This is a genomic window from Clostridium neonatale, assembly GCF_001458595.1.
Taxonomy (GTDB): Bacteria; Bacillota; Clostridia; order Clostridiales; family Clostridiaceae; genus Clostridium; species Clostridium neonatale.
This window is the reverse complement of the sequence record NZ_LN890327.1, coordinates 364,092-390,958: the sequence shown is the minus strand read 5'-3', so window position 1 is coordinate 390,958 and position 26,867 is coordinate 364,092. Positions and strand designations below refer to the sequence as shown.

At 31.4% G+C, this 26,867-nt stretch carries 18 protein-coding genes; 2 read left to right on the top strand and 16 right to left on the bottom strand.

Going from position 1 to position 26,867, the window contains the following annotated elements; translation table 11 throughout:
- Positions 1 to 730 precede the first annotated feature (730 nt).
- The 10 genes from BN2920_RS05245 to BN2920_RS05200 form a co-directional block, all read right to left on the bottom strand.
- On the bottom strand, positions 731 to 1,672 hold the full coding sequence (locus BN2920_RS05245; RefSeq protein ID WP_058293963.1) for a 2-keto-3-deoxygluconate permease: 942 nt from the start codon (positions 1,670 to 1,672) through the stop codon (positions 731 to 733).
- Between the two features lie 5 nt (positions 1,673 to 1,677).
- A complete protein-coding gene (locus BN2920_RS05240; protein ID WP_058293962.1) occupies positions 1,678 to 3,132 on the bottom strand; it encodes a glycoside hydrolase family 1 protein in 1,455 nt (484 codons plus the stop codon).
- Positions 3,133 to 3,190: 58 nt separating this feature from the next.
- Positions 3,191 to 5,047, bottom strand: coding sequence for a beta-glucoside-specific PTS transporter subunit IIABC (locus BN2920_RS05235; protein WP_058293961.1), 1,857 nt, complete (start codon positions 5,045 to 5,047; stop codon positions 3,191 to 3,193).
- Positions 5,048 to 5,220: 173 nt separating this feature from the next.
- Positions 5,221 to 6,051, bottom strand: a complete 831-nt coding sequence (gene licT / locus BN2920_RS05230) for a BglG family transcription antiterminator LicT (RefSeq protein ID WP_058293960.1) — start codon at positions 6,049 to 6,051, stop codon at positions 5,221 to 5,223.
- 1,188 nt (positions 6,052 to 7,239) lie between these two features.
- Positions 7,240 to 7,629, bottom strand: coding sequence for an HD-GYP domain-containing protein (locus tag BN2920_RS05225; protein WP_268259047.1), 390 nt, complete (start codon positions 7,627 to 7,629; stop codon positions 7,240 to 7,242).
- A 903-nt stretch (positions 7,630 to 8,532) separates the two neighbouring features.
- Complete coding sequence (locus BN2920_RS05220) at positions 8,533 to 8,754, bottom strand: DUF4318 domain-containing protein (RefSeq protein ID WP_058294316.1); 222 nt, start codon at positions 8,752 to 8,754, stop codon at positions 8,533 to 8,535.
- Positions 8,755 to 8,869: 115 nt separating this feature from the next.
- The gene (gene fucO / locus BN2920_RS05215) at positions 8,870 to 10,021 is read right to left on the bottom strand and encodes a lactaldehyde reductase (RefSeq protein ID WP_058293958.1); all 1,152 of its coding nucleotides are present in this window, start codon (positions 10,019 to 10,021) and stop codon (positions 8,870 to 8,872) included.
- Positions 10,022 to 10,061: 40 nt separating this feature from the next.
- A complete protein-coding gene (locus BN2920_RS05210) occupies positions 10,062 to 10,505 on the bottom strand; it encodes an RbsD/FucU family protein (protein WP_058293957.1) in 444 nt (147 codons plus the stop codon).
- On the bottom strand, positions 10,499 to 11,971 hold the full coding sequence (locus BN2920_RS05205; protein WP_058293956.1) for a rhamnulokinase: 1,473 nt from the start codon (positions 11,969 to 11,971) through the stop codon (positions 10,499 to 10,501). Before BN2920_RS05205 ends, BN2920_RS05210 begins: the two co-directional genes overlap by 7 nt.
- A 258-nt stretch (positions 11,972 to 12,229) precedes the next feature.
- Positions 12,230 to 14,023: an L-fucose isomerase gene (locus BN2920_RS05200; RefSeq protein ID WP_058293955.1), complete on the bottom strand. Its 1,794-nt coding sequence runs from the start codon at positions 14,021 to 14,023 to the stop codon at positions 12,230 to 12,232.
- A gap of 173 nt (positions 14,024 to 14,196) precedes the next feature.
- Here BN2920_RS05200 and BN2920_RS05195 point away from each other — a divergent pair, with 173 nt between their 5' ends.
- Positions 14,197 to 15,090, top strand: coding sequence for an AraC family transcriptional regulator (locus BN2920_RS05195; protein ID WP_058293954.1), 894 nt, complete (start codon positions 14,197 to 14,199; stop codon positions 15,088 to 15,090).
- A 643-nt stretch (positions 15,091 to 15,733) separates the two neighbouring features.
- On the opposite strand, the gene BN2920_RS05190 is transcribed toward BN2920_RS05195, so the two are convergent.
- The 4 genes from BN2920_RS05190 to BN2920_RS22460 all read right to left on the bottom strand — a co-directional run bounded on the left by BN2920_RS05190 (position 15,734) and on the right by BN2920_RS22460 (position 24,305).
- Positions 15,734 to 21,460 carry an S-layer homology domain-containing protein gene (locus tag BN2920_RS05190; RefSeq protein ID WP_058293953.1) on the bottom strand — a complete coding sequence of 1,909 codons (5,727 nt, stop codon included), beginning with the start codon at positions 21,458 to 21,460 and terminating at the stop codon, positions 15,734 to 15,736.
- Positions 21,461 to 21,659: 199 nt separating this feature from the next.
- Complete coding sequence (locus BN2920_RS05185; RefSeq protein WP_058293952.1) at positions 21,660 to 22,880, bottom strand: cation:proton antiporter; 1,221 nt, start codon at positions 22,878 to 22,880, stop codon at positions 21,660 to 21,662.
- A 14-nt stretch (positions 22,881 to 22,894) separates the two neighbouring features.
- A complete protein-coding gene (locus BN2920_RS05180; protein ID WP_058293951.1) occupies positions 22,895 to 23,500 on the bottom strand; it encodes a TetR/AcrR family transcriptional regulator in 606 nt (201 codons plus the stop codon).
- Positions 23,501 to 24,164: 664 nt separating this feature from the next.
- Positions 24,165 to 24,305, bottom strand: a complete 141-nt coding sequence (locus BN2920_RS22460) for a MerR family DNA-binding transcriptional regulator (RefSeq protein WP_307993310.1) — start codon at positions 24,303 to 24,305, stop codon at positions 24,165 to 24,167.
- An 89-nt stretch (positions 24,306 to 24,394) separates the two neighbouring features.
- Here BN2920_RS22460 and BN2920_RS05170 point away from each other — a divergent pair.
- Positions 24,395 to 25,542, top strand: a protein-coding gene (locus BN2920_RS05170; protein ID WP_097919320.1) for an IS3 family transposase whose coding sequence is annotated in 2 segments (ribosomal slippage) — positions 24,395 to 24,638 and positions 24,638 to 25,542 — 1,149 coding nt in all. Because the reading frame shifts where the segments join, the coding sequence is not laid out codon by codon here.
- Here the strand turns inward: BN2920_RS05170 and BN2920_RS05165 are convergent.
- Together BN2920_RS05165 and BN2920_RS05160 are read right to left on the bottom strand one after the other, a co-directional pair.
- On the bottom strand, positions 25,522 to 26,064 hold the full coding sequence (locus BN2920_RS05165) for a hypothetical protein (protein WP_230132143.1): 543 nt from the start codon (positions 26,062 to 26,064) through the stop codon (positions 25,522 to 25,524). The genes BN2920_RS05170 and BN2920_RS05165 overlap by 21 nt on opposite strands.
- A 145-nt stretch (positions 26,065 to 26,209) precedes the next feature.
- Positions 26,210 to 26,854, bottom strand: coding sequence for a YczE/YyaS/YitT family protein (locus tag BN2920_RS05160; protein WP_242868317.1), 645 nt, complete (start codon positions 26,852 to 26,854; stop codon positions 26,210 to 26,212).
- Between the last annotated feature and the right edge of the window lie 13 nt (positions 26,855 to 26,867).

Genomic DNA, 26,867 nt, shown 5'->3' with positions numbered 1-26,867 from the left:
GTTAGATGTGTACTTAATTAAATTCTTCTATAAGATTTACTTCTACATACACTCTTTCACTTTTTGCTTTAATACATACAAGGTTAATTAATTATACTTAACTTGTCCATTAATTTAGTTTAAATAACTTGTTAACGTATCCTTAAGATCAACTCTCATCTGCCATACAGTGCCATTAGTCACATATGAGCGCCATTATATATCTTTTTTACTTAACCCTCCTACATTTTCCAATTTAGATAATGATAAAATCATCATTACAATAGTAGCTCTGAAAGAAACTGTATTTCTTTTTTTATTGAATAATTTTTATATTTTTCTTTTATCCATTTCATAAATATAGGATCCACCTTTCAAGTTTTTATTATAATTCAATGACTAAGCACTCATAATTTAGCGCTCAAATTTTATTCATAATTTAAAATTTTTTATTTCTTTTATCTTCCTCCTTATAAATAAAAATAATCTATACATCAAACTATTATATCATGTATCTATATCAACGCAAATAGGCTATTCTTATAGGTTTCTATCATATCATTATAAGATAATCAACACTATTTTATAGTATAAAATAATACTCTTTTTTCTATTTAAAATACCATATTTTTATATTCATTCTTGTATTTGGGTAGATAATATTTTTAAAATTATATTAATCATTTTTCTTCTAATAAAACATGAAAAAAGGTTGTAGCTTAAACTACAACCTATAATATAAAATTATCTTCTATTTTCTTCTTTCTTGCCTCTTTACTATATATTTAATTATAATTGGAGTTATTATACTTGTTATTATTGATGCTAAGGCTATTTGAGACATTGCAACATTCACAAACGGAGCATATGCATCACTAATTTCAGCTGCTAATGAGGGTACTGAAATAGATAATCCTGCTACAGATGACATTGCAATAGCTGCATAACCAGGCCTTTTTACAACTTTTCTATCTAACAATAATAAAGGCAAAAGACTCACTAAATAGAATATTAATGTGAGAATTACTCCTGATACTCCTGACTTTAAAGCTACTATAATATCTATACTACTACCAAAGCATATTCCCATGAAAGGCAAAAGCATTCCTGTAGCTGATGCATATAGCTTCTTAAAATCACCATCTAAATTTCCTAAAATCATACCTAATATAAATGGAAGCAGATTAGCTATTATTGTATTTAAATCTATTCCTTGTCCATTTGCTGAGCTTAAAATCATAAGTGGAATTGCAGGTACCACTATTAGATTTAAAAAGCCAAAAGCTGCTCCATCTATTTCATCTCCATAATCATTAACTAAGGCTAGATATAATCCTGGATTACAACTTGTAATTGTAGCAATAATGGCAACTGCAGATATTCCAAATACTCCTTCTATTCCAAAGAATTTAATCACTAATAATCCAATAATATATGATATAAATAGCTTTCCAATGCATAGTAATCCTGCTCTTTTAAGAACACTAACTATGTTTTTTATATTAAATTGTGTACCAGAGGCAAATAGCATTAATCCTACTAATACCATAGTACTCTTATTAGTAAAAAGTGCTGTTGTTGGATTCCCTATTTGAAAAATCTCAGGAAAAAAAGTGTTTATTATTGCAGAAAGTATCATGGGAACTATAAGTAGTCCCCCTGGTACTTTCCTAATACTATTTAATATTTTCATAAATCTTAAAGTTCTTTTCCATTGGTAGCTATAACATTCTTATACCAATAGAATGAATCTTTCTTGTAACGTTTCATTGTTCCATTACCATAGTCATCTTGATCTACATATATAAATCCATAACGCTTTGACATTTCTGATGTCCCTGATGAAATCATATCAATTGGTCCCCACATTGTGTAACCAATAACTTCTACTCCATCTTCAATAGCAAGCTTTAATTGTTCAATATGTTTACGTAAGAAATCTACTCTATATGGGTCATGTACTTTATTATCTTCTGTTAATTCATCAAAAAATCCCGAACTATTTTCAAGTATAAAAACAGGTAATCCAAATCTATCATATACATGATTTAATGTATATCTTAATCCTATTGGGTCAATTTGCCATCCCCATTCATTTGCATCAAGATGCGGATTTTTATAAACACTATGAACATTACCAGCAGTAAGCTCTAGCTGATCTCCATCATCACTTGATATCATAGAATTATAGTATGACATTCCTACAAAATCAGCTGTATTTTCCTTTATAACTTCCAAATCTCCATCTTTTATATTTAACTTAATGTTATGTTCTTCAAAATATTTCTTTGAATAATATGGATACTTACCACCATTTAAAATATCTAAATAGAATAGATTTTTCATTTGATCATCCTTTTGCATTGCTAGGGCATCTGCTGGCTTGCATGTATAAGGATAAGTAGTAAAGTATGCTACCATGCTGCCAATTTTATTTTCTTTATTTATTTCATGAGCAAGTTTTGTAGCTTTTGCAGCTGCAACAAATTGATGGTGAAGAGCTTGGAATAACATTTCTTCATAGTTTTCTTGCCCTTCATCTATTACTCCCATAGTTTTAGGACCAGCTTTAATACTCATGTTTATTTCATTAAATGTTACCCAATACTTTACTTTTCCTTTATATCTATTGAATATTACCTCACAATATCTTAAATATAAGTCAATTAACTTTCTGTTATACCATCCACCAAACTTTTCAATTAAAACTATTGGAAAATCAAAATGTGATATTGTTATTAGCGGTTCCATACCATTTTTTAAACATTCGTCTATAACACTATCATAGAACTTTAATCCTAATTCATTTGGCTCTTTATCATCACCATTTGGAAATAAACGTGCCCAAGAGATTGAATATCTAAACACTTTAAATCCCATTTCTTTAAATAAAGCCATATCTTCCTTATATGTATGATAAAAATCTATTCCTCTTCTTTTTGGATACTTTATTGTATCAGGATCATTTTTAGCTTCCGCTATCATTTCCTTTGTAATTTTAAGCTGCTTAGTCACTTTTCTATCATTTTTAGGATTAAATGGCATTACTTCTGGAACAGTAAGTGTCTTACCATCTACATTGTAAGCACCTTCAGCTTGACAAGCTGATAAGGCACCTCCCCATAAAAAGTTTTTTGGAAATCCTTTATTCATATAAATCTACCTCTCCTTCTATATTTTGTGTACAAATCTTATGCACTTATTTAATTATTTATATTAATTTCAATAAATTATCATTATTTGTTACTTCACCATTTTTTACAACTAAGACATCCTCATATTCATCAGAATTTGTAATTATAAATGGAGTTATAACATCATATCCTTCTTTCTTAATTTCATCTAAATCAAACTCAACTAATAAATCTCCTGCTTTTATAGTCTGCCCATTAGTTATATGACTCTTAAAGTGTTTACCTTCTAAGTTTACAGTATCCAATCCAATGTGAATTAATACTTCTACACCATCATTAGATTTTAAACCAATAGCATGCTTTGTACTAAAAATTGCTTCCACTATTCCATCAAATGGAGCCATAACTTTACCTATCTTAGGTTCAATTGCAACTCCTTTTCCCATTAATCCTTCAGAAAATACACTATCATTAACTTCAGCTAGATCTTTAACACTTCCCTCTACTGGACTTTTTATCATAACCCCTTCATGAGAGACTACATTTTCTTTTTTAGCTTCTGTTTTATTATCCTCACCAATTACAGAATCATCTACTCCAGCAATAATAGTAAACACACATCCTAAAACAAATGCTGCTACAACACCAATTATAATGTAAATATATTTATCTGCATTAAATGTTGTAAGAGATAAAATTCCTGGAATAGCAATAGCATTTGCATGAGCATTAACCATACCATAGAATCCACTTACTAACCCTGCTGCTAAACATCCAGCAAAGAATGGCTTCTTAAATCTTAAAGTAACTCCATAAATAGCTGGTTCTGTAATCCCAAAAAGAGCTGTTAATGAACTTGATCCTGCTGCTGCTTTCATAGTTTTATTTCTAGTCTTTAAGAATACAGCAAATGCTGCACCTGCTTGTGCCATATTAGCAGCTAAAGCACTTGCTGTTAATACAGTACTTCCTGTATCTGCAACTTGTTGAATTTGCATTGGCATAATTGAATAGTGCATACCAAACATAACAAGTATAGGTCTAAAGAATCCTAGTAAAGCACCTGCAATAATTCCACTTGTTGCAAATAACATATTTAATCCTTCAGCAATCCATGTACCTACATATGATCCAAATGGTCCTATTGCAATTAATTGAACTGGAACCATAATTAATAATGTAATCATTGGAACAAGTAATACCTTAAGTAAATCTGGGACTATCTTTTCAACAAACTTATAAACATAACTTAATAACCATACTGATAATATTATTGGAATTACCGTAGAAGTATACTTAACTAATAAAATAGGTAATCCTAAAAAACTTATTTTATCAACACCAGTTTGAGCAATTTTACTTGCTGCATCTAAAATTGTCGGATGTAATAGACATGCTGCTAAAGCAACTGCTAAATATTCATTAGTTTTAAACTTTCTTGCTGCACTAACAGCTAAGAAGAATGGCATAAAATAAAACACACAGTCAGATATCATATTAAATATTGTAATAAATCCTGTTGAAGGATCCACCATACCTGTTGAAGTCATTAGGGAAGATAAACATTTCATCATACCACATCCAACAAGTGCTGGAAGTATAGGCGTAAATACTCCTGATATAGTTTCTATAAATGCATTAAAAGGATTTTTCTTAGCCTTAGGCATCTCTGTACCATCATTATTTGAGAAATCACCAAGTTTCACAAATTCTTCATATACTTTGTTTACCTTAGCTCCAATTACAACTTGTAATTGTCCACCACTATGTTGTGCTTTCAAAACACCTTCTAATGTATCTATTGCTTTTAAATTTACTTCTGCTTCTGATTTAACAACAAGTCTTAATCTTGTAGCACAATGAGTAGCAAGGGTAATATTTTTTTCTCCACCACTTAATTCAAGAATTTTTTGAGCTAATTCCTTATTATTCATCTATCTCTCCACCTTTTGTTTTATAATATATATTTAAAACTTTTAAATCTTAGCCAGCATTTGATTTATAAGTTATAAAATCAAAATAAAAATGACCAAAGACTAATGTAATTATAGATATAGTAAATAATCACATTAATTTTTGGTCATGCCTGATCGAATCAGTTACAGTCCTAATTATTTTGTTTTCTTATTCTTTGGATATGAAGCATTAAATATAATTTTTCATCATTTGTACACTTCCATCCATATTTATTATTTAAATGTTTCTCTATTATTTCAACACACTCTAACTCTTCTGTTAGCTTATCCTTCATAATAGTAAACATATCGCTATTTTCATTATCCAATGGTTTATTGTTTACCTGTCTAAGAATAAAATATCTTATATGAGCTACAAATCTAGTAAATTCAAATGAGTCTTCATTAAACTCTATTTTAAATTTATATTTTATTAAATTAAGAATTTCTCCCATAATAGTTGTTATCTTAGTTGTTTCAGTCATATCATGTTTGCCAAGCTGAGCATTTATAAAATGTAGTGCTATAAATGCTGCTTCATTTTTATCTAATTTAACTCCAAGTTCATTTTCAATAATATCTAATGAATGAAATCCTATCTCATACTCTTTAGGGTACATATGTTTAATTTCCCATTGAAGTGGATTTCTAACTTGTATTCCTTCTTTATTTCTTTGAATAGCAAAATTAATGTGATCAGATAAAGTTAATAAAATATCTGCATTAAATTCCATATTAAGTTCTTTATAACCACTTCGTATAATTTTTTCTGTTACTTTGATCACTTCATTAGGGATGGATTCTAAAATTTCAGAAGCTTTTGTACTTTGAGGAATTACATACTTTTTCTCTATCAGAGATAAGTCTTCTAAAATATATGGTGTTTTTCGGAATCCTAATCCCTTTCCAACAACTATAATTTCTTCCTCTTTATCGTTCAAAGCTAATACAACATTATTATTTAACTTTTTTACTATCTTCATCTTTAGTACCTCCCTCCCTTATTTATTTTTAAAGCAAAAATGACCAAACATTAATATAATTATCCATAAATAATCACATTAATTTTTGGTCATGCCTGATCGAATCAGTTACAGTCCTTACAATGTATACGATAACAGACTTTCGAATTCTTGTCAATACTTTTTATAAAAATTATTTTTAAATTGATACAATTCCTTTGAAAGCAAATTTTTGAACCTATTGCGAACTAAATTTTTGTCTAACATTATATCAACTTCTTTTATTAAAACTGATGATGTCACACTAAATAATTAGTGCATAGTTCCTTTTTTGTGCAAAAATAAATCTCAAACCCAATAAGTTTGAGATTTATGATAAAAGGAGCTATTGCTAATTGATTTTAATCCGCTAATACAACAGACCCATCTACATTCCATACAAACGTCTAATTATTACTTATCCAATAGATTTCCTATTATTAGCAACCTTAATTGTTGTATCAACAACATTATCAACGGTGAATCTAAATTACTTAAATGACTCATTCGCACACTCTAGCATCTATAAAATAAGAAAAGTTACTTATTGCAGCATAGCTGCTCTTTTTATAAGTGCATATTCTTAAGCAGAGAGCCCAAATCTTGTATTTGGTGCGAATCACTTACACCTACGAATGCACATGAGTAGGTGTTTCCTTGGCATATAATGCTTGGTGAGGTACGAGCCTGGCAGTATAGCCCATCTTCATCTGCTGATGAAGATATTTCATTAAGTAATTCCTTCTAATTCCCATGAGATAAGCATATTCTTATATTCTTATATTCTTATATTCTTATATTCTTATATTCTTATATTCTTATATTCTTATATTCTTATATTCTTATATTCTGGACATTTTTTCATTATTAAAATAATTACACAATAATTTTTTATTTAAACTATGTATATCTAAAATTAATATTTTTAGCACTAATCAACATAATATGTTATGTAACTTATAAATATATTTTTATTATTATAAAGATCTATAATCTCTCCTTCTAATTTATGATTACTTTTAATAATCTTGACAAGAGGTTTAAATGAATTTTTTGTATTATTTTTAATTACGATCCCTATATCTCCATCGTTAAGAGTCACCCTCGTATCTAATGTAAACACTTCTACACGCTTTAAAAACTATCCTAATATTTCCATATCAAACCCTTTTAAATTTTTTTCAAATTCTCTTCAAATAATATTTGATTTTTATCTAACATTATATGATTTATTTTTATTTCATAAAAGCTATAAACTATACTTATTATTCTAGCAAAACTACTAATTTCTTCACCTTCTAGTTTATTAGGATACCCTAAGCCATCAAATTGTTCATGATCATGTAAAATTGCAAGTAATATTTCTTCGTCTAATGAATAATTTTTCTTTAAATATTCATAGCCTAATATAGGATGTTGTTTATATGCATATTTTATATTTTTTTCAACCTTCGATGACACTAATACTATATCTTTTAATAATGCAGCTATACAAAGTTTTATTAATTTCTCCCTTCTCAGATTCATTTTTGCCCCTAATATTACAGACATAATTGCCACATATATTGTTTGCTCAATAATAGAACTTACAACAATCTTATTGGGCTCATATAATATTTTAAGATTATCAGCTTCTAAAGAATATCATTCACAAACTGTGTCGCTATAACCATCGCATCATCTAATTCTTTACTTCCGCTTCCCCTCTAATAACCTTATTGGCAATATCTTCTAACCCCCTAATGCTTTTGTATAAATAATCTATTTTCATGGTGTATTTACTCTGTTTGTTATTAAAACAATACTCATCATTAATATATACATATGATATACCCAAGTTGTCTAAAATTTCTACCCCTTTTGGAGTAATTTTTGTCCTTCTTTTAACATTAATCTCCAATTGTTATCAATTACATTGATAGCAATCTCAGAATTTTTCTTTCAATTTTTTTACTGGTACTAATCTCATCTTTCATAACTCCTCTTGCTAGTTAATTATGCGGCTAAACTTTATCTTAAATTATACAATAGCTTTAATCTTCTCTTACTCTCCTACTACAGATAATTTTGTAGCAATTAATGCAATCAAGTCACTTTGTTACTTAAATATTATTATTTAGTTTTTCTTCAACCTCTTTAGCTACAATATCATAATCTTTATCAAACATAGATATTGTTTTTACACTATATTCATTTATTCCTGTTTATAATACTACCTTTGTCTTTTGAATTTCATTAGAATATACAACGTATGTTACTACATATTTGCCTGTTTGAAAGCTTACTAATGGTTCATAGGCTCTGAGTCTTATGAAATCGGCTTCATTTTATCTGTTGTTTATAATTCTAGGTGAATAATATGTATAATCTTCCATTAGAAAGATGCCATACACATGAAGACTTTTTACTCAACAAATTAGAATTTATCTATATTGATAATTATTTTTATAATAATTTTGATGTTTATTTTTCTCTACACTTTATTCCATAATTTCCTCTACTACAATTCTCATATCCTCTGTATATTTCATACTTCTTACCATTTATTTCAACTTCATCATCTCCTGTAAATATACAAGAATCCCCATTTTCATCACAATATTTAGAAATTGCTTCAATAGCTTTTGTAAGTGTAGGATAACTACCACTATCCTCATATGGAACCCAAAATGCTTTCTTAAACATAAAAAACTTTTCAAACTTTTTTATAAAATTAGAATAAGAGACAACGCACTTATTAAATAATAGCATTACCTCTCATTTTAATTTTAGACTTGTTATTTTATTTCATATACCTAATCTAATAAATTGATTTATATATTTCTAAAATTTCTTCAATACTTGTATCTCTTGGATTACCTGGAGTACATGCATCTGCCATAGCTGATTCTGCAAGTGCTTTTAAGTCTTCTTCTTTTACTCCAATTTCTCTTAAAGTCTTTGGAATTCCAACGTCTTCTGAAAGTTTTTTGACTGCATCAATAGCAGCTTTTCTATATTCTTCTTGAGACATATTATCTACACCAGTAACTCCCATTGCCCTTGCAATTTCTCTATATTTTTCACCTGTAGCTTCTGCATTATATTCCATAACATATGGCAGAATTACTGCATTTGCTATTCCATGTGGAGTATCATAAAATGCCCCAAGTGGATGAGCCATACCATGTACTATTCCTAAACCTACATTACTGAAGCCCATACCAGCAACGTATTGTCCAAGTGCCATATCTTCTCTGCCTTTTGGTTCATTATTTACTGCACTTCTAAGAGAACGCGATATTATTTCTATAGCCTTTAAATGAAGAGCATCTGTTAATTCCCATGCCCCTTTAGTTATATATCCCTCAATTGCATGAGTTAAAGCATCCATTCCAGTTGCTGCTGTTAATCCCTTTGGCATTGATGACATCATTTCTGAATCAACTACTGCAATTATTGGAATATCATGTGGATCAACACATACGAATTTACGTTTCTTTTCTTCATCAGTTATTACATAATTAATAGTAACTTCTGCTGCTGTTCCTGCTGTTGTTGGTACTGCTATAATATCAACACATTTCTTTTTAGTTTCTACCGCACCTTCAAGACTTCTTACATCTGAATATTCAGGATTATTTATTATTATTCCAATAGCCTTTGCTGTATCAATTGATGATCCACCACCAATAGCTATAATATAATCAGCTTTAGCTTCTTTAAATTTTTCTATACCTTTTAAAACAACATTTATAGTTGGATTGGCTTTTACTTCATCAAAAATTTCAAATTCTAAATTATTATTTTTTAAAAGTTCAGTTACTCTTGTTGCTACATTAAATTTAATTAAATCTTTATCTGTTACTACTAAGGCTTTTTTATATCCTCTTATTTTTGCTTCTGTAACAATATTTTCAATTGCTCCTGCCCCTATATAGCTGGTTTCATTTAATACCATTCTATTTGCCATTTAAATCCATCTCCTTAATATTTAATTTTTCTATATCGATCTAATCTCCAACTACTACTCCCTTTTGAATCATAATATTAGCGTAAAGTGCCTTTTCACTTGTTGCAATAATAGCATAGGCCTTCTTTGCTTCTTCATAAAACGCAAAACGTTCAATATTGCCTATACAATTTTTTCCTCTATCGTCATATTTATTTATAATTTTCTCATATTCTTGCCAAATAGGAGTCTCTACATCATCTCCTGGCATAACTTCCATTAAGTTTACTGAATTTTCAACATAAGTATCTAAAGGAAAGACTTTTAAAATAGCATCTAAAATTTCTGGCACACCATGACCATCACATCTAATAACAATTGCATTCTTTCCCATGCTTTCAGCTGGAAAGTTTCCATCAGAAATAACCAATCTATCACTATGTCCCATTTCACATAATACTTTTAATAACTCTGGCGATAAAATTTGTGGTATTCCTTTTAGCACTTTATTACCTCCTTAAATCTCTCATAAGCTTTATTCCAAAGTGATATATCCTCTGGATTATATTCCTTAATATCAGATGATTTTTCAATAATTCTCTTAGCTTCATCTAATCCTTTAATTAATCCTAAAGCAATTAATTGTAATGCAATATTTCCAAACACTGTTGCTTCTATAGGCCCCGCTGTTACTTTACAGTTACATGAACTTGAAGTCATTTGACAAAGTAATTTACTTTGAGTACCTCCACCTACCATGTATATATTTTCATATGTTTTATTAGTGCACTCTTTTATTTTTTCAAGTTCATATCTATATTTCAAAGCAAGACTTTCATCTATACATCTAACAATTTCTGCTTTTGTTTCTGGTACTTCTTGATTTGTGCGCTTACAATATTCACGAATACGTTCTGGAATATTGCCTGCCGGTACAAATTCTGGAGCATCTGGATCAATAAAGCACTTAAATGGCTTTGCTAAGGCTGCCATACTCTCTAGCTGGCCAAATCCATATTCTTCTCCTTCTTTAATCCATTGTCTGCGACTTTCTTGTATAAGCCATAAACCAATTATATTTTTTAAAAATGAAGCTTTTCCACCATCCCCCCCTTCATTAGTTATGTTGTATTTACTTGATATATCATTAATTAATGGTCTTTCTAGTTCTGTTCCAAACAATGACCATGTGCCACAACTAATAAATATAAAATCTTTTTCTTTGTTAGGTACAGATACAAGAGCACTCTGAGTATCATGACCTGCTACTGAAACCACATCACATTTTTCTATCCCTAGTTCTCTGCAAATATCATCTGAAACCTTTCCAATACTTGTACCTGTAGGAATGATTTCTGTAAATAGTCTCTTAGGAATGTTAAGAGCATCTATTACTCTATCAGACCAAGTTTGCTTTCTTGCATCTAATAACTGTGTAGTTGATGCAATGGAATATTCAGTTATTTTTAACCCTGTAAGCATATAATTGAATAAATCTGGCATTAATAAAATTTTATCTGCTCTCTCTAAAATATATGACCTCTTTTCAACTAATGATAGTAATTGAAATGCTGTATTAATCTCCATGAATTGGTTACCTGTAATATTGTAGAATTCCTCTTTAGAAATCTTTTCTAAACTTTTTTCTAACATTCCATTTGTTCTGCTATCTCTATAATGAATAGGATTTTCTATTAAATTTCCATACTCATCAATAATTCCAAAATCAACTCCCCAAGTATCCACACCAATACTACAAAAGCTGCCATAATGTTTTGCTTTTATGATCCCTTGCTTTATTTCATAAAATAATCTCAATACATCCCAGTACATAGTGCCATTTACAACAACTGGATCATTAGAGAATCTATGAATTTCTTCTATTTCAATTGTATTTCCATCATATGTTCCAAGCATTGCTCTTCCACTAGATGCACCAAAATCAAATGCTAGTACCTTTTTTTGTTTCATATTTTCACCTGCTAACTCTTTTGATTGTGCGTTCTTTTATAATTATGAATATAAATTTACTTTTTCAAACTTTATTTAATGCATTATCAAAAAATAACAAGTCAAATCTGCCTTCCTATCTTACATCATAATTCTTCAGTAGGCTTACTTAATTAATCAAGTTATTAGACTAATCTACTTTAATTATCTGATGAAAAATATCCTTGGCATATTGGAACTTGTTATTTTCTTTAATATAATATGCCTAATTTAAAATTACTATTTATATAGTGGTCCATAAGTAGCACAAGCTCTAAAATCTTGTCCTTCTTTATCTTGTCCAAAAGCATTCCAAGCTGCTGGTCTGAATATTTTTTCATCTGGAACATTATGCATGCATACTGGAATTCTCAAAATAGAAGCTAAAGTTATTAAATCTGCACCTATATGTCCATAGCTTATTGCTCCGTGATTAGCTCCCCAATTATTCATAACATCATATGCTGATTTGCATGGACCTTCTTTTGTTGTTCTTGGAGCAAACCAAGTACAAGGCCAAGTATAATCTGTTCTCTTCCATAAAACTTCATTAACCTCGTTTGGAAGTTCAACTGTCCATCCTTCTACTAATTGAAGTACAGGACCTAATCCTTTAACAATATTAATTCTAGCCATAGTACAAGGCATAACATCCTTTGTTAAGAATCTTGATGAGAATCCGCCGCCTCTAAAATATCCTTGATCTGCTGGATTCCATGTTGTAGCTTCAAGAATATTCTTTTTATCCTCTTCTGTGATTTCCCAGAAAGGTTTAATAACAGCATTTCCATTTGCATCCTTTGCTCCACCATTAGCATCTAAGCATGCTGCACCTGAATTAATTAAATGTATAAATCCGCCAGCCTCTTTAGCAGCTCCTTCAATTTTATAACCTGTTGCTTTTTCAACTGCCTCTTCACTCCAATAAGTACGAACATCAGCAAATATTTGAGCTGTATTTGTTAAAAGCTTATTAAATAACATTGTTGCAGCATTTAATGTATCATTTTCAGTTGCTAATATATAAGGCTCTCTAGGTCCATTCCAATCAAATGATGTATTTAATAAAGATTCTGAGAAGTCACAATTTGGATAGAAATCAGTCCATTGTCTTTGACCTTGGAAACCTGCTGCAATAGCATTATGTCCAACTTTTTCTTCTTCACAACCTTGTGGAAGATTTTCATTTCCATTCATTAAGTCCTTAATAATACACATCATTTTAACAGTAAATTCCCAATCTTTATCTTTTTCTTCTCTAGTTTTTTGAGCTCCTACTGGATTTTTATCAAAGCCTTCTTTACAATGCTCCTTTGTCCATGCAAGAGCTTTTTGGAATTCAGCTTCATCATAGATGCCTTCTGTCATTCTTCTTATGATTTCCACTTCATCCACTGATTCAATTCTCATTCCTAGATATTCTTCAAAGAATTCTGGACTTATTATTGATCCGCCAATTCCCATACAGATAGAACCAATTTGTAAATAAGATTTTCCTCTCATAGTAGCTGCTGCAACAGCTGCTCTACCAAATCTTAATAATTTTTCTTTTACATCCTCTGGGATTTCTGTATCATCTGCATCTTGAACATCACGTCCATATATTCCGAATGCTGGTAACCCCTTTTGTGCATGTGTTGCAAGTACAGATGCTAAATATACTGCTCCTGGTCTTTCAGTTCCATTAAACCCCCATACACCTTTTATTGTCATTGGATCCATGTCCATTGTTTCTGCACCATAACACCAACAAGGAGTAACTGTAAGAGTAATATCTACACCTTCTTTTTTAAACTTTGATGCACAAGCTGCTGATTCAGCAACTCTTCCTATTGTTGTGTCTGCTATGACAACCTTTACTGGCTCACCATTAGAATATTTAAGATTTGATCTAAATAATTCTGCTGCTGCTTTTGCCATTCCCATAGTTTGTTCTTCAAGAGAACCTCTTACATCTAACATGCCTCTTCTTCCATCAATAGTTGGTCTTATTCCAATTACAGGATAATCTCCTATTAGTCTGTTTTTTGCCATATTAGCCATCCTCCTCAAATTATTAACTATTTTAATATAAATCTTTACTATATTACTTATTTCTAATTTCCTCTTGATTACGATTTCATTATACGATTATAATTTAATTAATACTTGTGTTATAATGGCAAAAAATATAACAATATTCATATTTATTTAAAGGAGAAATTGTAATGAGATATTCAGAATATAATGAAGTTAAGCAAAGAGGTACTTTTGACTTTCCCATAGAATTTTATTATGTAGACAAATTACATCCTAGGTATAAAATGTCCTATCATTGGCATTTAGAATATGAAATAATAAAGGTTTTAAAAGGTACACTTAATATTTATCTGAATCAAAAAGAAATCTTGGTAAAAGAAGGCGATATAGTTATTATAAGAGATGGTATTTTACACTCTGCCGAACCTGAAGATTGTACATATGAATGTATTGTTTTTAATATGAATATGCTATTAAAAGACAATTTTTCTGGAATGAAATATATTCAACATCTAATAAATCATAATATAATTATTAATGATTATTTTCCAAAATCCAATTCTAATTTTAATAAAATCATATCTAATTTATTTAAAACAATAAAACTTAGAGAAGATAGCTTTGAATTAATGACATTAGGCTTGCTATATCAATTATTTAGTTATATATACAAAAATAAAATGTATTCTCGAGATTATCAACATACTCAAAATGATAGTAAAAAAATCAAACAGTTAAAAAAAGTTTTAGAAGTTATCGAGGAATCCTATTCTTCCCCTTTAACTTTAGAAGATTTATCTAGGATTATTTGTATGTCTCCAAAATATTTTTGTAAATTTTTTTATGAAATGATTCATCGAACTCCCATAGATTATTTAAATTATTATAGGATAGAATGTGCAAGCTATCAAATTGTAACCACAGATCTTTCCATAACAGATATTGCTTATAATTGCGGATTTAATGACTTAAGCTATTTTATTAAAACGTTTAAAAAATATAAGGGAATTACACCTAGTAAATATTCAAAATTAAATGATAATAAAAATTATAAATTGCCATATATAATTGCTGATATATAATCATAAAAACAAACTATTATACTAAGTGCAATTATAACAATATTCATATTAAAAAAAATCGCCAAGGCGACTATGATATAGTCTTCCATAAAATACAAATCCAATAGAATACAATAGCTTTTATAAAACGTAATCCTTTAAGCCGTCGATTTTTTTCAGCGCACTCTGGATTTTCTGAGCTTACCGAAGAAAAGTCCAGGCGCATATAATCTATTTTTTATTCTTTAGGAACTATGCATTAGTCTATTGTAATATTTTTTTAAATAACTTATCTACAGATTGTTCGTGAATATAATTTCCTAAAGAATAAAAAAAATCAACCTTTATATAAATTAACACCAATCTTTTCAGTGAATATCTTCACCAAATATGTTTTTTTATAATTTTTATAATGTTTATTAGAAAAATTCAGATATTTTTGTATTAGATGTTAGTATAAAATAGTAGATACTCTTTGATGCTAGTATAAAGCAGTGGACACATTAAGTAGAACTAAGCAGAATAATATTTAGTTAAGAGAGGATATGTCCATTATAAGAAATAGCATAATATAGAGATCTGATAGTAGATTTCTCCTTATAATAAAAAAGAAAAAAGGAGGCAAAGATTATATGTGTCCTTGCCTCCCACAGTTTTTCTGCTGTTATCCATTAATCATTGCGCCATCCGCGCCTATTTTATATCCATCAATGATAGTGTTTGCTGCCATTAATCCATCTGAATAGAAATAGTACCACTTGCTGTCTATTTCCTTCCAACCACCGGCAAACATCTTTCCATCTAAATTGTTTAACCAATACCATTTCTGATTATCAAATATCCAGCCTTTTGACTGCTCTCCATCTTTGTAGTAATACCATTCTCCGCTGTCGTTCTTTCTCCATCCATTTGCACTCTGTGGGTCTATGACCACTTCCACAAAACGGTGGATAACTGCGGTAGCTTCCGCACGAGTAGCTAAGCCTTTAGGGTCAACTTTGTTGCCTGCCTTACCTGAGAAAATACCCGCCTGCTGCATCGCCTTTACTGAGTCTTTCGCCCATGAAGAAATCTGTGCATCGTCTGTGAATGTCATAACCACTAGCGTTTTCGGAATGGTATAGCCCATCTTTTCCATATAATTATTCATAATGACTGCCATCTGCTCACGTGTAATATTACTATTAGGTGCAAAAGTTGTCTCGCTTGTTCCGCTGACAATTCCACTCTGTGCTGCCCAGTTCACATATGGTGCATAGTAGGCATCCATTGCAACGTCAGTAAACTTGCCTTTTTTGTAACTATCAGGGTTGATGCCTGCCAACTTTCCTAATGCTGTGACAAACATCGCACGAGATAAGCTCATATCCGGGCTGAAAGTAGTATCACTAGTGCCAGAGAACAATCCGCGGCTTGCTGCAAATACAATATCTTCTCTAGCCCAGTGATTTTCAATATCCGTAAATGCTGGAAGATCGGTCTTGTATCCAATTCCATAAACACTGAAATGCTCTGTTTCAAAAATAACGGCTTTTTGGTCTGCATTATAGCTAGATTTAGTCAGCCAATTTACTTTACCACTGCCGTCCACATAGACTGCATGCAAGTTACCTATAACTTCGCCATTTGAAGGCGTATATGGTATTGCAATACTTACAGTCTTTCCGTTCAAGGTTGTTATTGGATTTTCCTTTCCTTCCTTGACAGCATGTATGTTAATGTCATACACTGGACGGCTTCCAATAGCTGCTTTTCCTTCATTTGATGAAACGTCTGCCTGCTTAATCTGTATCGCAATATCACTTGAACTCTGAGTATTCAACTCCTTTAGCGTGTCCAGTGTAAAACTAATCTCAGCCATACGGTTCACATCAATTGTAAAGCGTTTTACATTGGAGGAAATTAGTGTGTCCAACGTGCTGGCGTTTAGAGGAATCTGAACATTGTTCAAATTTGTATCTATTTCCACTGGGACTGAAACAGCTATGCCGTTTTCTATATTACCATTCTTCATTGCGTCTGCCTGTGCTATAGAGACAGCTTCAGACACTATTTCTTTTGTAAGTGAAACTTTTCCATATATATCCGATTTTATCGGTTTTGTTTTCCCTATGGTTGGAGTATTTGGCTTGTTATTGTTCGGGCGATCAATACTTGTGGAATCACTGCTTCCACCTCCGCCAGAACTTCCGCTGCCTCCGGAACTGCTGCCACCTCCAGAACTGCTACCGCCTCCAGAACTACTGCCATCACCTGTACCGTCGCTAGAATCATCCTCAAAGACAGCTATCACATCTACATCTTCAGCTGGCATGATAAACGTAGTTACTGAGCTGTTAACATCAGACAACTGTACATTGTTGCTATTCACAATCCAATGTACAAATTTCCTGCCTTTCAATTCTTCTGCAGTAATTGTTACTTTATCACCAGACTGTGCTTTTACTTTATCTGCACGACCACCGTTTACTCTAACTTCATATTGCGTTTCTGTTCCATTTAGGATATTCAGCCACGCGCTTTCAGTTTTAACAGAGTAGTTTGGGTTACTATCACCTGTAACGCCTATTAATATCTCATATCTGCCAACATTCCCCGCGTCTGGTGTTTTATCATAGGCCATTCTTATAACACCGATTTCTTCCTTCGGTCTGTCAGACACAAACTCATAATCCACGCCTTCAACTGGATTATCCAAACTAGGAATAATATCGTCTACTTTGATATTTTTTTCAATTGCCTTTATTTCCACTTGCTTTGGTTTTATTTCAAACTCACCACTTACCTCGCCAAATTCATTTGCTGTTTCAATCCTGAGGGTTACGCCGTACTTTCCTGCGTTTATAGGTGCGCTGTCAAGATTTTTTTGTTCTGTCATATCATAATATGATGCTTTAATATCTTCCCTCTTATATTCTTCAACATGCCAAGCATCATACGCAACTCCGCTGTATATCACATCTGGTATGCTGTACTTAGGAGTAACCTGTGTTTTTCCTGTCTTAACAACATTAAGCACAATATGAATATCTTCATGATTTAAGAATTTAATTGCTGCATGTATGGACCCGCTTCCCTCATTTTCTAAAACTTCAAAATCTATTCCATTTTGTGATACTCTTACATTACTTAAAATGCTTCCATAATTGCTTAACCCGTGCAATTCTTCAACGCTTACAATCGTGTATCCGTCTGGTATTATGCTCTTATCAAAAGCAAAATTCTTTGGACCGCCACTGGAAAATGTTAGGTTTTTAATCACAGTTCCTTTACTTTCTGCCTTTCTTATAACAGCATTAGGGCTTATCTTAACATTTGAAATTTTTGTGTTTAACTGACTTGCGTCATACCAATTTCCACATTCTTCCTTAAGTGCAATGCTAGTTATATCAGCTTCAGAATAGGTTCCAGCATTTGATGAAGGCAACTCAGCATTTCCAGTAAAAGTGATTCCAGTAATTGATGCATCTTTCCAATTTATACCTGTTATCTCAGTCTGCTTTTTAGCGCCATCATAAACAAGATCCTTTAAAGAAATACTTGCAATATCCATTGGCTGAAGTATTTTTTTATTTAATGTAAATACGCCTCTTTCTGTAAAATTAGCTGACTCAAGTGTACTGCTGCCACCAAAATCAACTGTAATATCGGCATTTCCAATAGGAATGCTGCGCTTTGCAGTATTGTAGAAAATCACCGCCTTGCCATCTACCACGTCAGCCGAACCCAAAAGTGTATTTCCAAAATAGAAATCCGCTTTATTTTCTGACGGGCTCATTAACATAATTGCAGAATTTACATCCTTTTTAGGCTCTGCTGTAAATGTAAGTTTCACAGTTTCACCATATTCATACGATTTTTTTTCTGCAGAAACAGCTCCGCTGGTTTGAGTTTCACCTCTAACAATATCAAATCTGACTTCTACACTTCCACTGTAACTGCCTATACCTTCTACAATAGCTTTTGCCTTATTTTCTCCAGTTGTGACATTAATATTCTTCTCATACTTTACAATATAGTCATTACCTTCGGACAATTCGTTTCCATCAACAACAACTTTAACCTTAGGCTTTATCTCTTTTCCTGTAAATTTTTGATTTGGTATAATATCTATATTTTCAGCTTTGATTTCTTTTGTTGCTTGTCCTTCATTTTTGTAAATTGTGATTTTCTCACTGCCAATAGATGCTTTAAGAAGTTCACCAACAGTGACATTATTAGGATCAGCAGGTTCCTCAGCTAGAAATAGTACTATATATTTTCCCGGCTTGATCTTGCTGCTTATATTGGAATTTTCGGTGCCAAATTGAAGAAAATACTCGCCGTTCCAATCATCAGATTCCATAAGAAATATGTCTGTACCCCATTGGGTTTCATCCAAATTATTAATATCTTCTTCTCTAAGTACATATCCATAAAGCTCTGGTACATAAACCTCATCATTTATATCTTTTGATTCTGTTACAAATACATATGACTTTTCAATCTTACTATCCAAAGCTTCTTTTTCAAGAACTTCAAAATCAGCAAAACTTGGAGCTGATATAATTTTAAAGCTTCCTAACTCCCTGTCATGAGATGGCGTATTGTTTTTTGCCATCCATCTGTTCTGAGCAAATTCCAAAGAATAGTTGCTGTTATATCCTGCATCAAGCTTTATAGTTCCTGATATATTTCCAGAAACACTTGTTATGTACGACTTGCCATCAATAAGATTGCCCACAAGCCCTAGCGAGCCACCCCACGTTTTAAACGTTGTATTCCCGCTGATTTCGCCTTTTATAACTAAAGAGTCGTCCTTATCAAGTATTAATGTACCCCCGCCTTTAAAGTTACCTGCAATAGTAGTTCCCGGCATAGAAATAAGGTTAAGTACAGTTCCTGTCGGCACTTCAATATTATTAATTGATGCTTCAGATTTAGAAATCGGCTCAAAAGTCGAACCATTTACAAGCTTTATATTATTTATGCCATTAACTTCAACTTTTTGTGCAGAAATACCATCAAATAAAATATCTGTATTTGCATTGCCTTCAAAATATTTTATTCTGGATGAAGCAAGATTTTTTCCATTTATATTTATAGTGACCTTTCCTGTATTTTCCTTAGAAAATATACCTTCACGTACAGATGTTTTTCCATCTATATTTAACTTAATATCTCCGTAATATGGTACCATATTGAACTTGCCTTCATCATGTCCAGCATAGATTGCCTTTATATTTGTTTTATCATTTGAATTTATAATATTAAGCTCAGCACCATTTTCGTTAATGGTTGTTCCATGATACCCTCCAGCATAAACAGTTGGAAGCAATTCATCTTCTGAGCTTCCAAAACCACCTAATGATCCGCTGGCACCATCAGTATAGCAGTTAACATTATCAAGGGTTAAAGTATGCCCTGCTAAAAATATTTCACGATGAGGTATGCCGCCAAGAGCATCACTCGATATGAAATTCATTTCTATATCCTTAAATGTAACATCATCTCCATCAATTTGTATAGGAGAACGTATCACCAAATTTCCAGAGCCTTTTCCATCTATTGTTATACCTGCTGGAAACTTTATAGGATTTAAATCCATATCAGACCCTGTTCCACTTGTAATCGTAATTACTCCATTTACAATGATTTCATCAACACCTTTGGCCAAAGCTTTTTCAAACTCTGCTGAAGTTGAAACTGTTACAGAATCACCATCAGCTAATTCTTCAAGAAATAACTTATTTAATTCCTCGCTGTTATCGATCTCATCATCATTGCTAATACCAGTATCATCCTCAGTATCAGTATTAGTATCGAGCTCAGCCTCATTGCCAGTGCATTGACTCAGGTCAGCGTCCTTCACACCACACAACGGGCAGTCCTCATTGATGGCTTCATCGCTGCATAGAGTGGTACATGTACATTCGATTTCTTCCTGCTTGTCGTCCTGACCCTTGCAGATTGCACACACATAGGTGCAAGGGCTTCCCGGAGTACCTTGGGTATAGCCACAATCTCCGTCATGCTGATGCTGACAGTTTAATTCTCTTTTGATACAGCCACTTTCATCGCTACACTCATGTGTACATGCAGTTGGCTCTTTCTCCTCTGCATCAGATTGAGTATCATCATTGCCAGATACGCTATCTTGAGGATAGCACTCTGTCGTATGCTCATGAGTACAGTCCGTCTTAACTGTGTAGCATTCTTCAGTATGCTCATGATTACATGGTGTTCCCAGCACATCATTCACATATTCGCATGTTGACGTATGCTCTGGGTGATGTTCGCATAACCCTCCAGCGTTCTGTATCTCTACCGCCAGTGCGTTCACAGGAAGTGCAGAGAACAGCACAGAGGCTGCCAACAGGCCGCTGAACCACTGTTTTCTGTATTTCTTCATTGTATCTTCCTTTCTATATATATTTTTTGACTGACAACATAAAAACTATTTTGTTGTAACCAGTCGGCATATTAAATGATATACATCCTTATTTTACTATATCTTTTATATATTTTTCAATATTTTTGGGCATCATAGCCCGCATTATGCAGGAAAAGGCACAAAAAAACCACCAATATTAATCAATTCTTCTCTACATTTATACCAAGCTAATCTCTTCTTGAACTTTAAGTTCACCTGCCATCTTAAATGCTTGCTTAGCTAAAAATACAGCTATAATTTCATTTATAACAGCTGCTGCTGCAATAGTACCTTGTATCATCGTTGCATACTCTGGTACAAATGGCATTAAAGTTTCTACTGCTATCCCAGTAAATATAAGCGATACTCCAGAATGAGGTAAAAGAGAAAGACCTAAGTATTTACATACATTATCTTCAGCTTTTGATAACTTACCACCTGCATAAGCACCTAATATTTTTCCTATTCCACGAGCTATTATATATATAGCAGTAAGAAGGCCTGCGCCAAATATTAAGCTATAATCTAATGGTGCTCCTAAATCTATTACCATTATAACTAATGCTATACTTATTATAGGATTAATTCCATCCATTATTTCATGTAATCTCTCTTTTTCAACTGTATTGGCAATAATAGCAGAGAATGATATACCTGATAATAATAAATTTATTGATAATATATTTTCATTTACATATCTGCCAATAATAACAGTAACTAATACAAATAATGCAACTTTTAATATCGTTTCTCCTTTAGAGCTCTTCTTTCGTAAAATTTTACTTGCTACAACACCTGTAGCTGTTCCTATAGCAAGTGGTAATATTATCATCATTAAAATAGAAATAATATTTATTGATTCACCAGTCATACTTCCTGAAACCAATCCAATAACTATGAAAAATACTAGTAACGCTAGCACATCATCTAATGCAGCAAGTGGTATTAAAGTCTTTGCAACCGGCCCTTTAGCATTGTACTCTTTCACAATTGATAAAGATGGTGCTGGCGCTGTTGCTAATGCAATTGCTCCAAAAACTAAAGCTATAGAAAATGGTATATCTGCAAATATAAAAAATGCAACTGCAACTACTATAAATGCTACCATACCTTCAAATAGGCATATAATAACTATTTGCTTTCCTGACTTCTTAAGTTCTTCTAGTACAAGTTCAGTACCTATTAGCATTCCAACTAACACTTCTCCTATATTACTTAAAACATGAAACCACTGAGCATCCATAATACTACTATTCATAAAATTTAGTGCGTGTGGACCTATTATCATACCTGTTATCAGCCACCCAAGTATAGATGGTAACTTAATTTTTGAAACTAGTTTACCAATTATTAACGCAAAAATTGTAAATAAAGCTAATAATACAATTCCTTTTATCACCTAGATTCCTCCTTTTATTTATCAATACCTTCAAAGACCATTTCTAACATTATCTTGTGGTCTTTTCTAAACTCTTCTATAACAATATGTTTATCCTTAGATTCTATATCTTTCATATGTTTTTCTTCTAACTTTGAACCTATCATAACTATTAATTCAAATGCTTTATTTCTATTAAATTTAGGATTAAAATCTATGTTCTTTATAATCTCATATAAAAGAACATTATTATACTCTTCAAACTCATTAGCTAATATTTCTGCACCTTCTATATTGTTGTTTAATAATAAATTTAAAACAAGTTTAGAGTACTGTGGGTTTTCTCCAAAAAATTTAAATTTAGCATTAAAGTATTCACTTATATAATCAATTCCCTTTTTATTACTATCTTCAATATATATAGTTATATTTTCTTTAAATTCATCAATAAAGTATCTAAGCACAGATAAATATAGATTTTCCTTAGATCCATAATAATGATAAAGTAATCCTTTTGATACTTTAGCCTTTTTACAAATAACATTTGTAGATGCTGATTGATATCCATTTTGTGCAAATTCTTCAAGTGCTATATTGATTATTCTTTCTTTCACACTTGTGTGACACTCTCTTTCACTCATATTATCCTCCTTTTATTGACCAGGTGGTCTACTATTATAAATCATATCATCTATAGACCACCTGGTCAATATTCTATTTATAAATCTAAAAAGGTATTGACCTTGAACCGACTCCCAAAAGTTAGACCAAAAAATCTAACGATTAGGAGGTCGTTTTTGGGGTCTAACTTTTTGGGGTCACCTCAATATCCTCTTTAGTCCTCTAATTATTTTGAGCTCTCTAAGCATATTTATTTCCTTTTCTGTAAGTCATGTGAGATTACTTATTGATTCATTATCTAATCCCATTTTGATTGCTTTTATTGTTGTATCTGTTGCTTGCTCTTCACTCCCTTTTATCTCCTAAAATATAAAAAGACTTATAGCTATCGTAAATTTACTCATAATAGATAAGTAACAATCACAAACGGCTATGAGCCTTTTATTTAACAATCAAATTGCTTTTATACTCTATCTTGCCATCTAAAATATCGTCATAAAATTGCTGTTTAGTATCAATATATTCTTGTATGATTTTCATTTGCTCAATAAGTGCTTCCCTCTTTTGAGATAAAATTACTTTTCTTTCAGAAATTATTGATTACCCTTGTAAGCAATAATCCAAATATTCTTTTATTTCTTCGATACTCATACCACATTTTTTTAAACAAGATAGACTTTTTAACTAACCAATATTGTTATCATCAAAAATTCGATAATTATTTTTCTCTCTTTTAACATTAGGTACTAATCCTTTATTACAATAAAATTTCAAAGTATCATATGTCATGTTACAAAGCTGACAAACTTCTTTCAATGAATACATAATAAGGAATTTGATGTTAGTATAAAGTAGTGGACACATTAAGTCGAACTAAGTAAAATAATATTTAGTTAGAAAGGATGTGTCCATATATGGGAAAGGGCAGAAGATATGATCAAGAATATAAAGATATGATAGTAGACTTATTTAAATCAGGAATTAGCTTAGCAGAGCTAAGTAGCGAATATGGCATTGCAAGATCAACAATCAATGGCTGGATTAAAGATGTAAAAGAAATTAAAGTAGATGAAAATGAAGTTATGACATTAAAAGAAGTTAAAGAACTAAAAAAAGAAATGGTAAGAATTAAAGAGGAAAATGAAATCTTAAAAAAAGCTATGGCCATATTTGCAACAAAAAATTAGATGAAGTAATAGAATTTATAGACAGCAATAAAACCAACTATGATATTAAGACTATGTGTTCCGTTCTGGGCGTAGCCAGAAGCACATATTATAAATCTCTTGACAAAACTAAATCTATAAGAAAACTAGAAAATGAGGCATTAAAAGCAGCTATTATAAGGATATATAAAGCTAATAAAGGTATATATGGTGCTCCTAGGATTCATCATATACTTGGTACAGAAGGCTTTAACGTCTCTTTGAAAAGAGTTCAAAGAAGAATGAAGGACCTTGATCTTTGCGCAATAACTGTCAAAAAATACAAACCTCATTCAAATAAAAAAGTAGTAGAAGGTCTAGAAAACGTTTTGAAAAGAGATTTTACGACCACTTCTATTAATGAAAAATGGGTAGGAGACATTACATATATTCATACTATCAAAGATGGTTGGTGCTATTTGGCTTCTGTTCTTGACTTACATTCTAAAAAAATAATTTGCTACGCTTTCGGTAAAAGAATGACTAATGATTTAGTTGTTAAGGCTTTAAAAAACGCCCATTACAACCAAAGCCCGGATAAAAATAAGCAGTTAATATTCCATACTGACTTAGGCTCTCAATACACTAGTAATGATTTAAAGGAAATATGTAAAAAGCTTAATATTACACAATCATTTAGTAAGAAAGGTTGTCCATATGACAATGCTTGTATAGAATCTTTTCATTCATCTATAAAGAAGGAAGAAATATATAGAAATACATACCGTACCTTCGAAGAAGCTAATATAGCTATTTTTAAATATATTGAAGCATGGTATAACAAAAAAAGACTACACTCTTCTATTAATTATATGACTCCTGATCAATGTGAATTATTAGCTAGAAGTGCAGCATAAAAAAAGTTTGACTCTTTGTGTCCAAGATATTGACATAAGACCAAATTTATATAATTTTCTCATCGCCATTTCAGAATCTAATTCATCTTTTCCTGCAATTATGTAAGAAATCCCCAAACGTCTTAAAAACGCTTTATATGAATTTGAAGCTTTTTCTGTTAAAATTTCAAGAACATGTGCAGTTGTATCTACATAAGTTAATGTATTTTTCTTCCACCCCAATTTTCCAGATGGGTCAACAGATACATAATACATATTTGCATCTACTTCAGAAATAAAATCTCCTTCAGGAACTTTTGGATCATTTTCATTTAAATCTGGCTTCTCATAAAATGTAAAGTTATCATCCGTTGTCACTCTACCTGATAACCATCCTTGATGCTTATAGTATGCATTCTTTCCAAATGCAATATCATAAAATACATTTCCAGCTAAATTTCCTTCTGGTGTATTCATGTAAGATCCTGTAATCTTACCATCTAAAGAAGTCATCATATGACAGAATATATATGGTCGTTTCATTTAACATTTCCTCCTATTTATTTTCTTTCAATTTCTAATCTGCTAAAGCAATCGTCATTTCCTCTGGATTACTTAATTTTTCAATATGAATAATAAACAATTACCGTATTCATTTTAAAAACCTCCTTTAGTCAATTTACAGAAGTTATCTTATACAAGATGTATCTGTTTGATCATAAAATGCAATTTTCTTTAACATTGAACCTGCTTTCTTAGAAAATACTCCAATTATTTTTCCTGTTAATAGCGCTGACAAAATCGTGCCTTCACGAATTGCTGTATTTCCTTCCAGGAAAAGAAAGGTAATCATAAAACCAATAAAAACAAATATACAATCTGAAGCAATTTTCACTTTAGAAAAGGGAAGATTGAACCTTTCGCATACAGATAATTGTAATCCCTCAGGAGCATTAGGAACAATATCCATCACAATATACAAAGTGGCTCCAACCGCACAAATAATAATACTGAAAATCAAAACAAGAAATTGAGCTCCATAACTATTCAACTCAATATTATTCATAAAAGATCCAGTAAAATCAACGAAAAAGCCAAAGGCAATGCTGAAAGGTATCTGCAATATATTTCTTTTTTTAAATTTTTCTTTTAATAATAGATACTGCATGAATACAAAAACGACGTAAGCACAAGTTGTTACTGCTCCTAAACTCATATTTAGACTTTTACTGATTGGTAAAGTAAATGCTGATACTGGTGAAATTCCTAGTCCTGATACAATAGAAAGATTAATGCCTATCGTAATGATGAAGAGTCCAAAAAAGTAGATCATGATTCTTAGAATA

Coding starts and splice junctions, on each gene's coding strand:
- BN2920_RS05165 (WP_230132143.1), bottom strand. CDS start 26,064: ATGAAACGACCATATATATTCTGTCATATGATGACTTCTTTAGATGGT.
- BN2920_RS05235 (WP_058293961.1), bottom strand. CDS start 5,047: ATGAATAATAAGGAATTAGCTCAAAAAATTCTTGAATTAAGTGGTGGA.
- BN2920_RS05200 (WP_058293955.1), bottom strand. CDS start 14,023: ATGGCAAAAAACAGACTAATAGGAGATTATCCTGTAATTGGAATAAGA.
- BN2920_RS05245 (WP_058293963.1), bottom strand. CDS start 1,672: ATGAAAATATTAAATAGTATTAGGAAAGTACCAGGGGGACTACTTATA.
- BN2920_RS05180 (WP_058293951.1), bottom strand. CDS start 23,500: ATGAGTGAAAGAGAGTGTCACACAAGTGTGAAAGAAAGAATAATCAAT.
- BN2920_RS05205 (WP_058293956.1), bottom strand. CDS start 11,971: ATGAAACAAAAAAAGGTACTAGCATTTGATTTTGGTGCATCTAGTGGA.
- licT (WP_058293960.1), bottom strand. CDS start 6,051: ATGAAGATAGTAAAAAAGTTAAATAATAATGTTGTATTAGCTTTGAAC.
- BN2920_RS05240 (WP_058293962.1), bottom strand. CDS start 3,132: ATGAATAAAGGATTTCCAAAAAACTTTTTATGGGGAGGTGCCTTATCA.
- BN2920_RS05195 (WP_058293954.1), top strand. CDS start 14,197: ATGAGATATTCAGAATATAATGAAGTTAAGCAAAGAGGTACTTTTGAC.
- BN2920_RS22460 (WP_307993310.1), bottom strand. CDS start 24,305: ATGTATTCATTGAAAGAAGTTTGTCAGCTTTGTAACATGACATATGAT.
- BN2920_RS05220 (WP_058294316.1), bottom strand. CDS start 8,754: ATGTTTAAGAAAGCATTTTGGGTTCCATATGAGGATAGTGGTAGTTAT.
- fucO (WP_058293958.1), bottom strand. CDS start 10,021: ATGGCAAATAGAATGGTATTAAATGAAACCAGCTATATAGGGGCAGGA.
- BN2920_RS05190 (WP_058293953.1), bottom strand. CDS start 21,460: ATGAAGAAATACAGAAAACAGTGGTTCAGCGGCCTGTTGGCAGCCTCT.
- BN2920_RS05160 (WP_242868317.1), bottom strand. CDS start 26,854: ATGATCTACTTTTTTGGACTCTTCATCATTACGATAGGCATTAATCTT.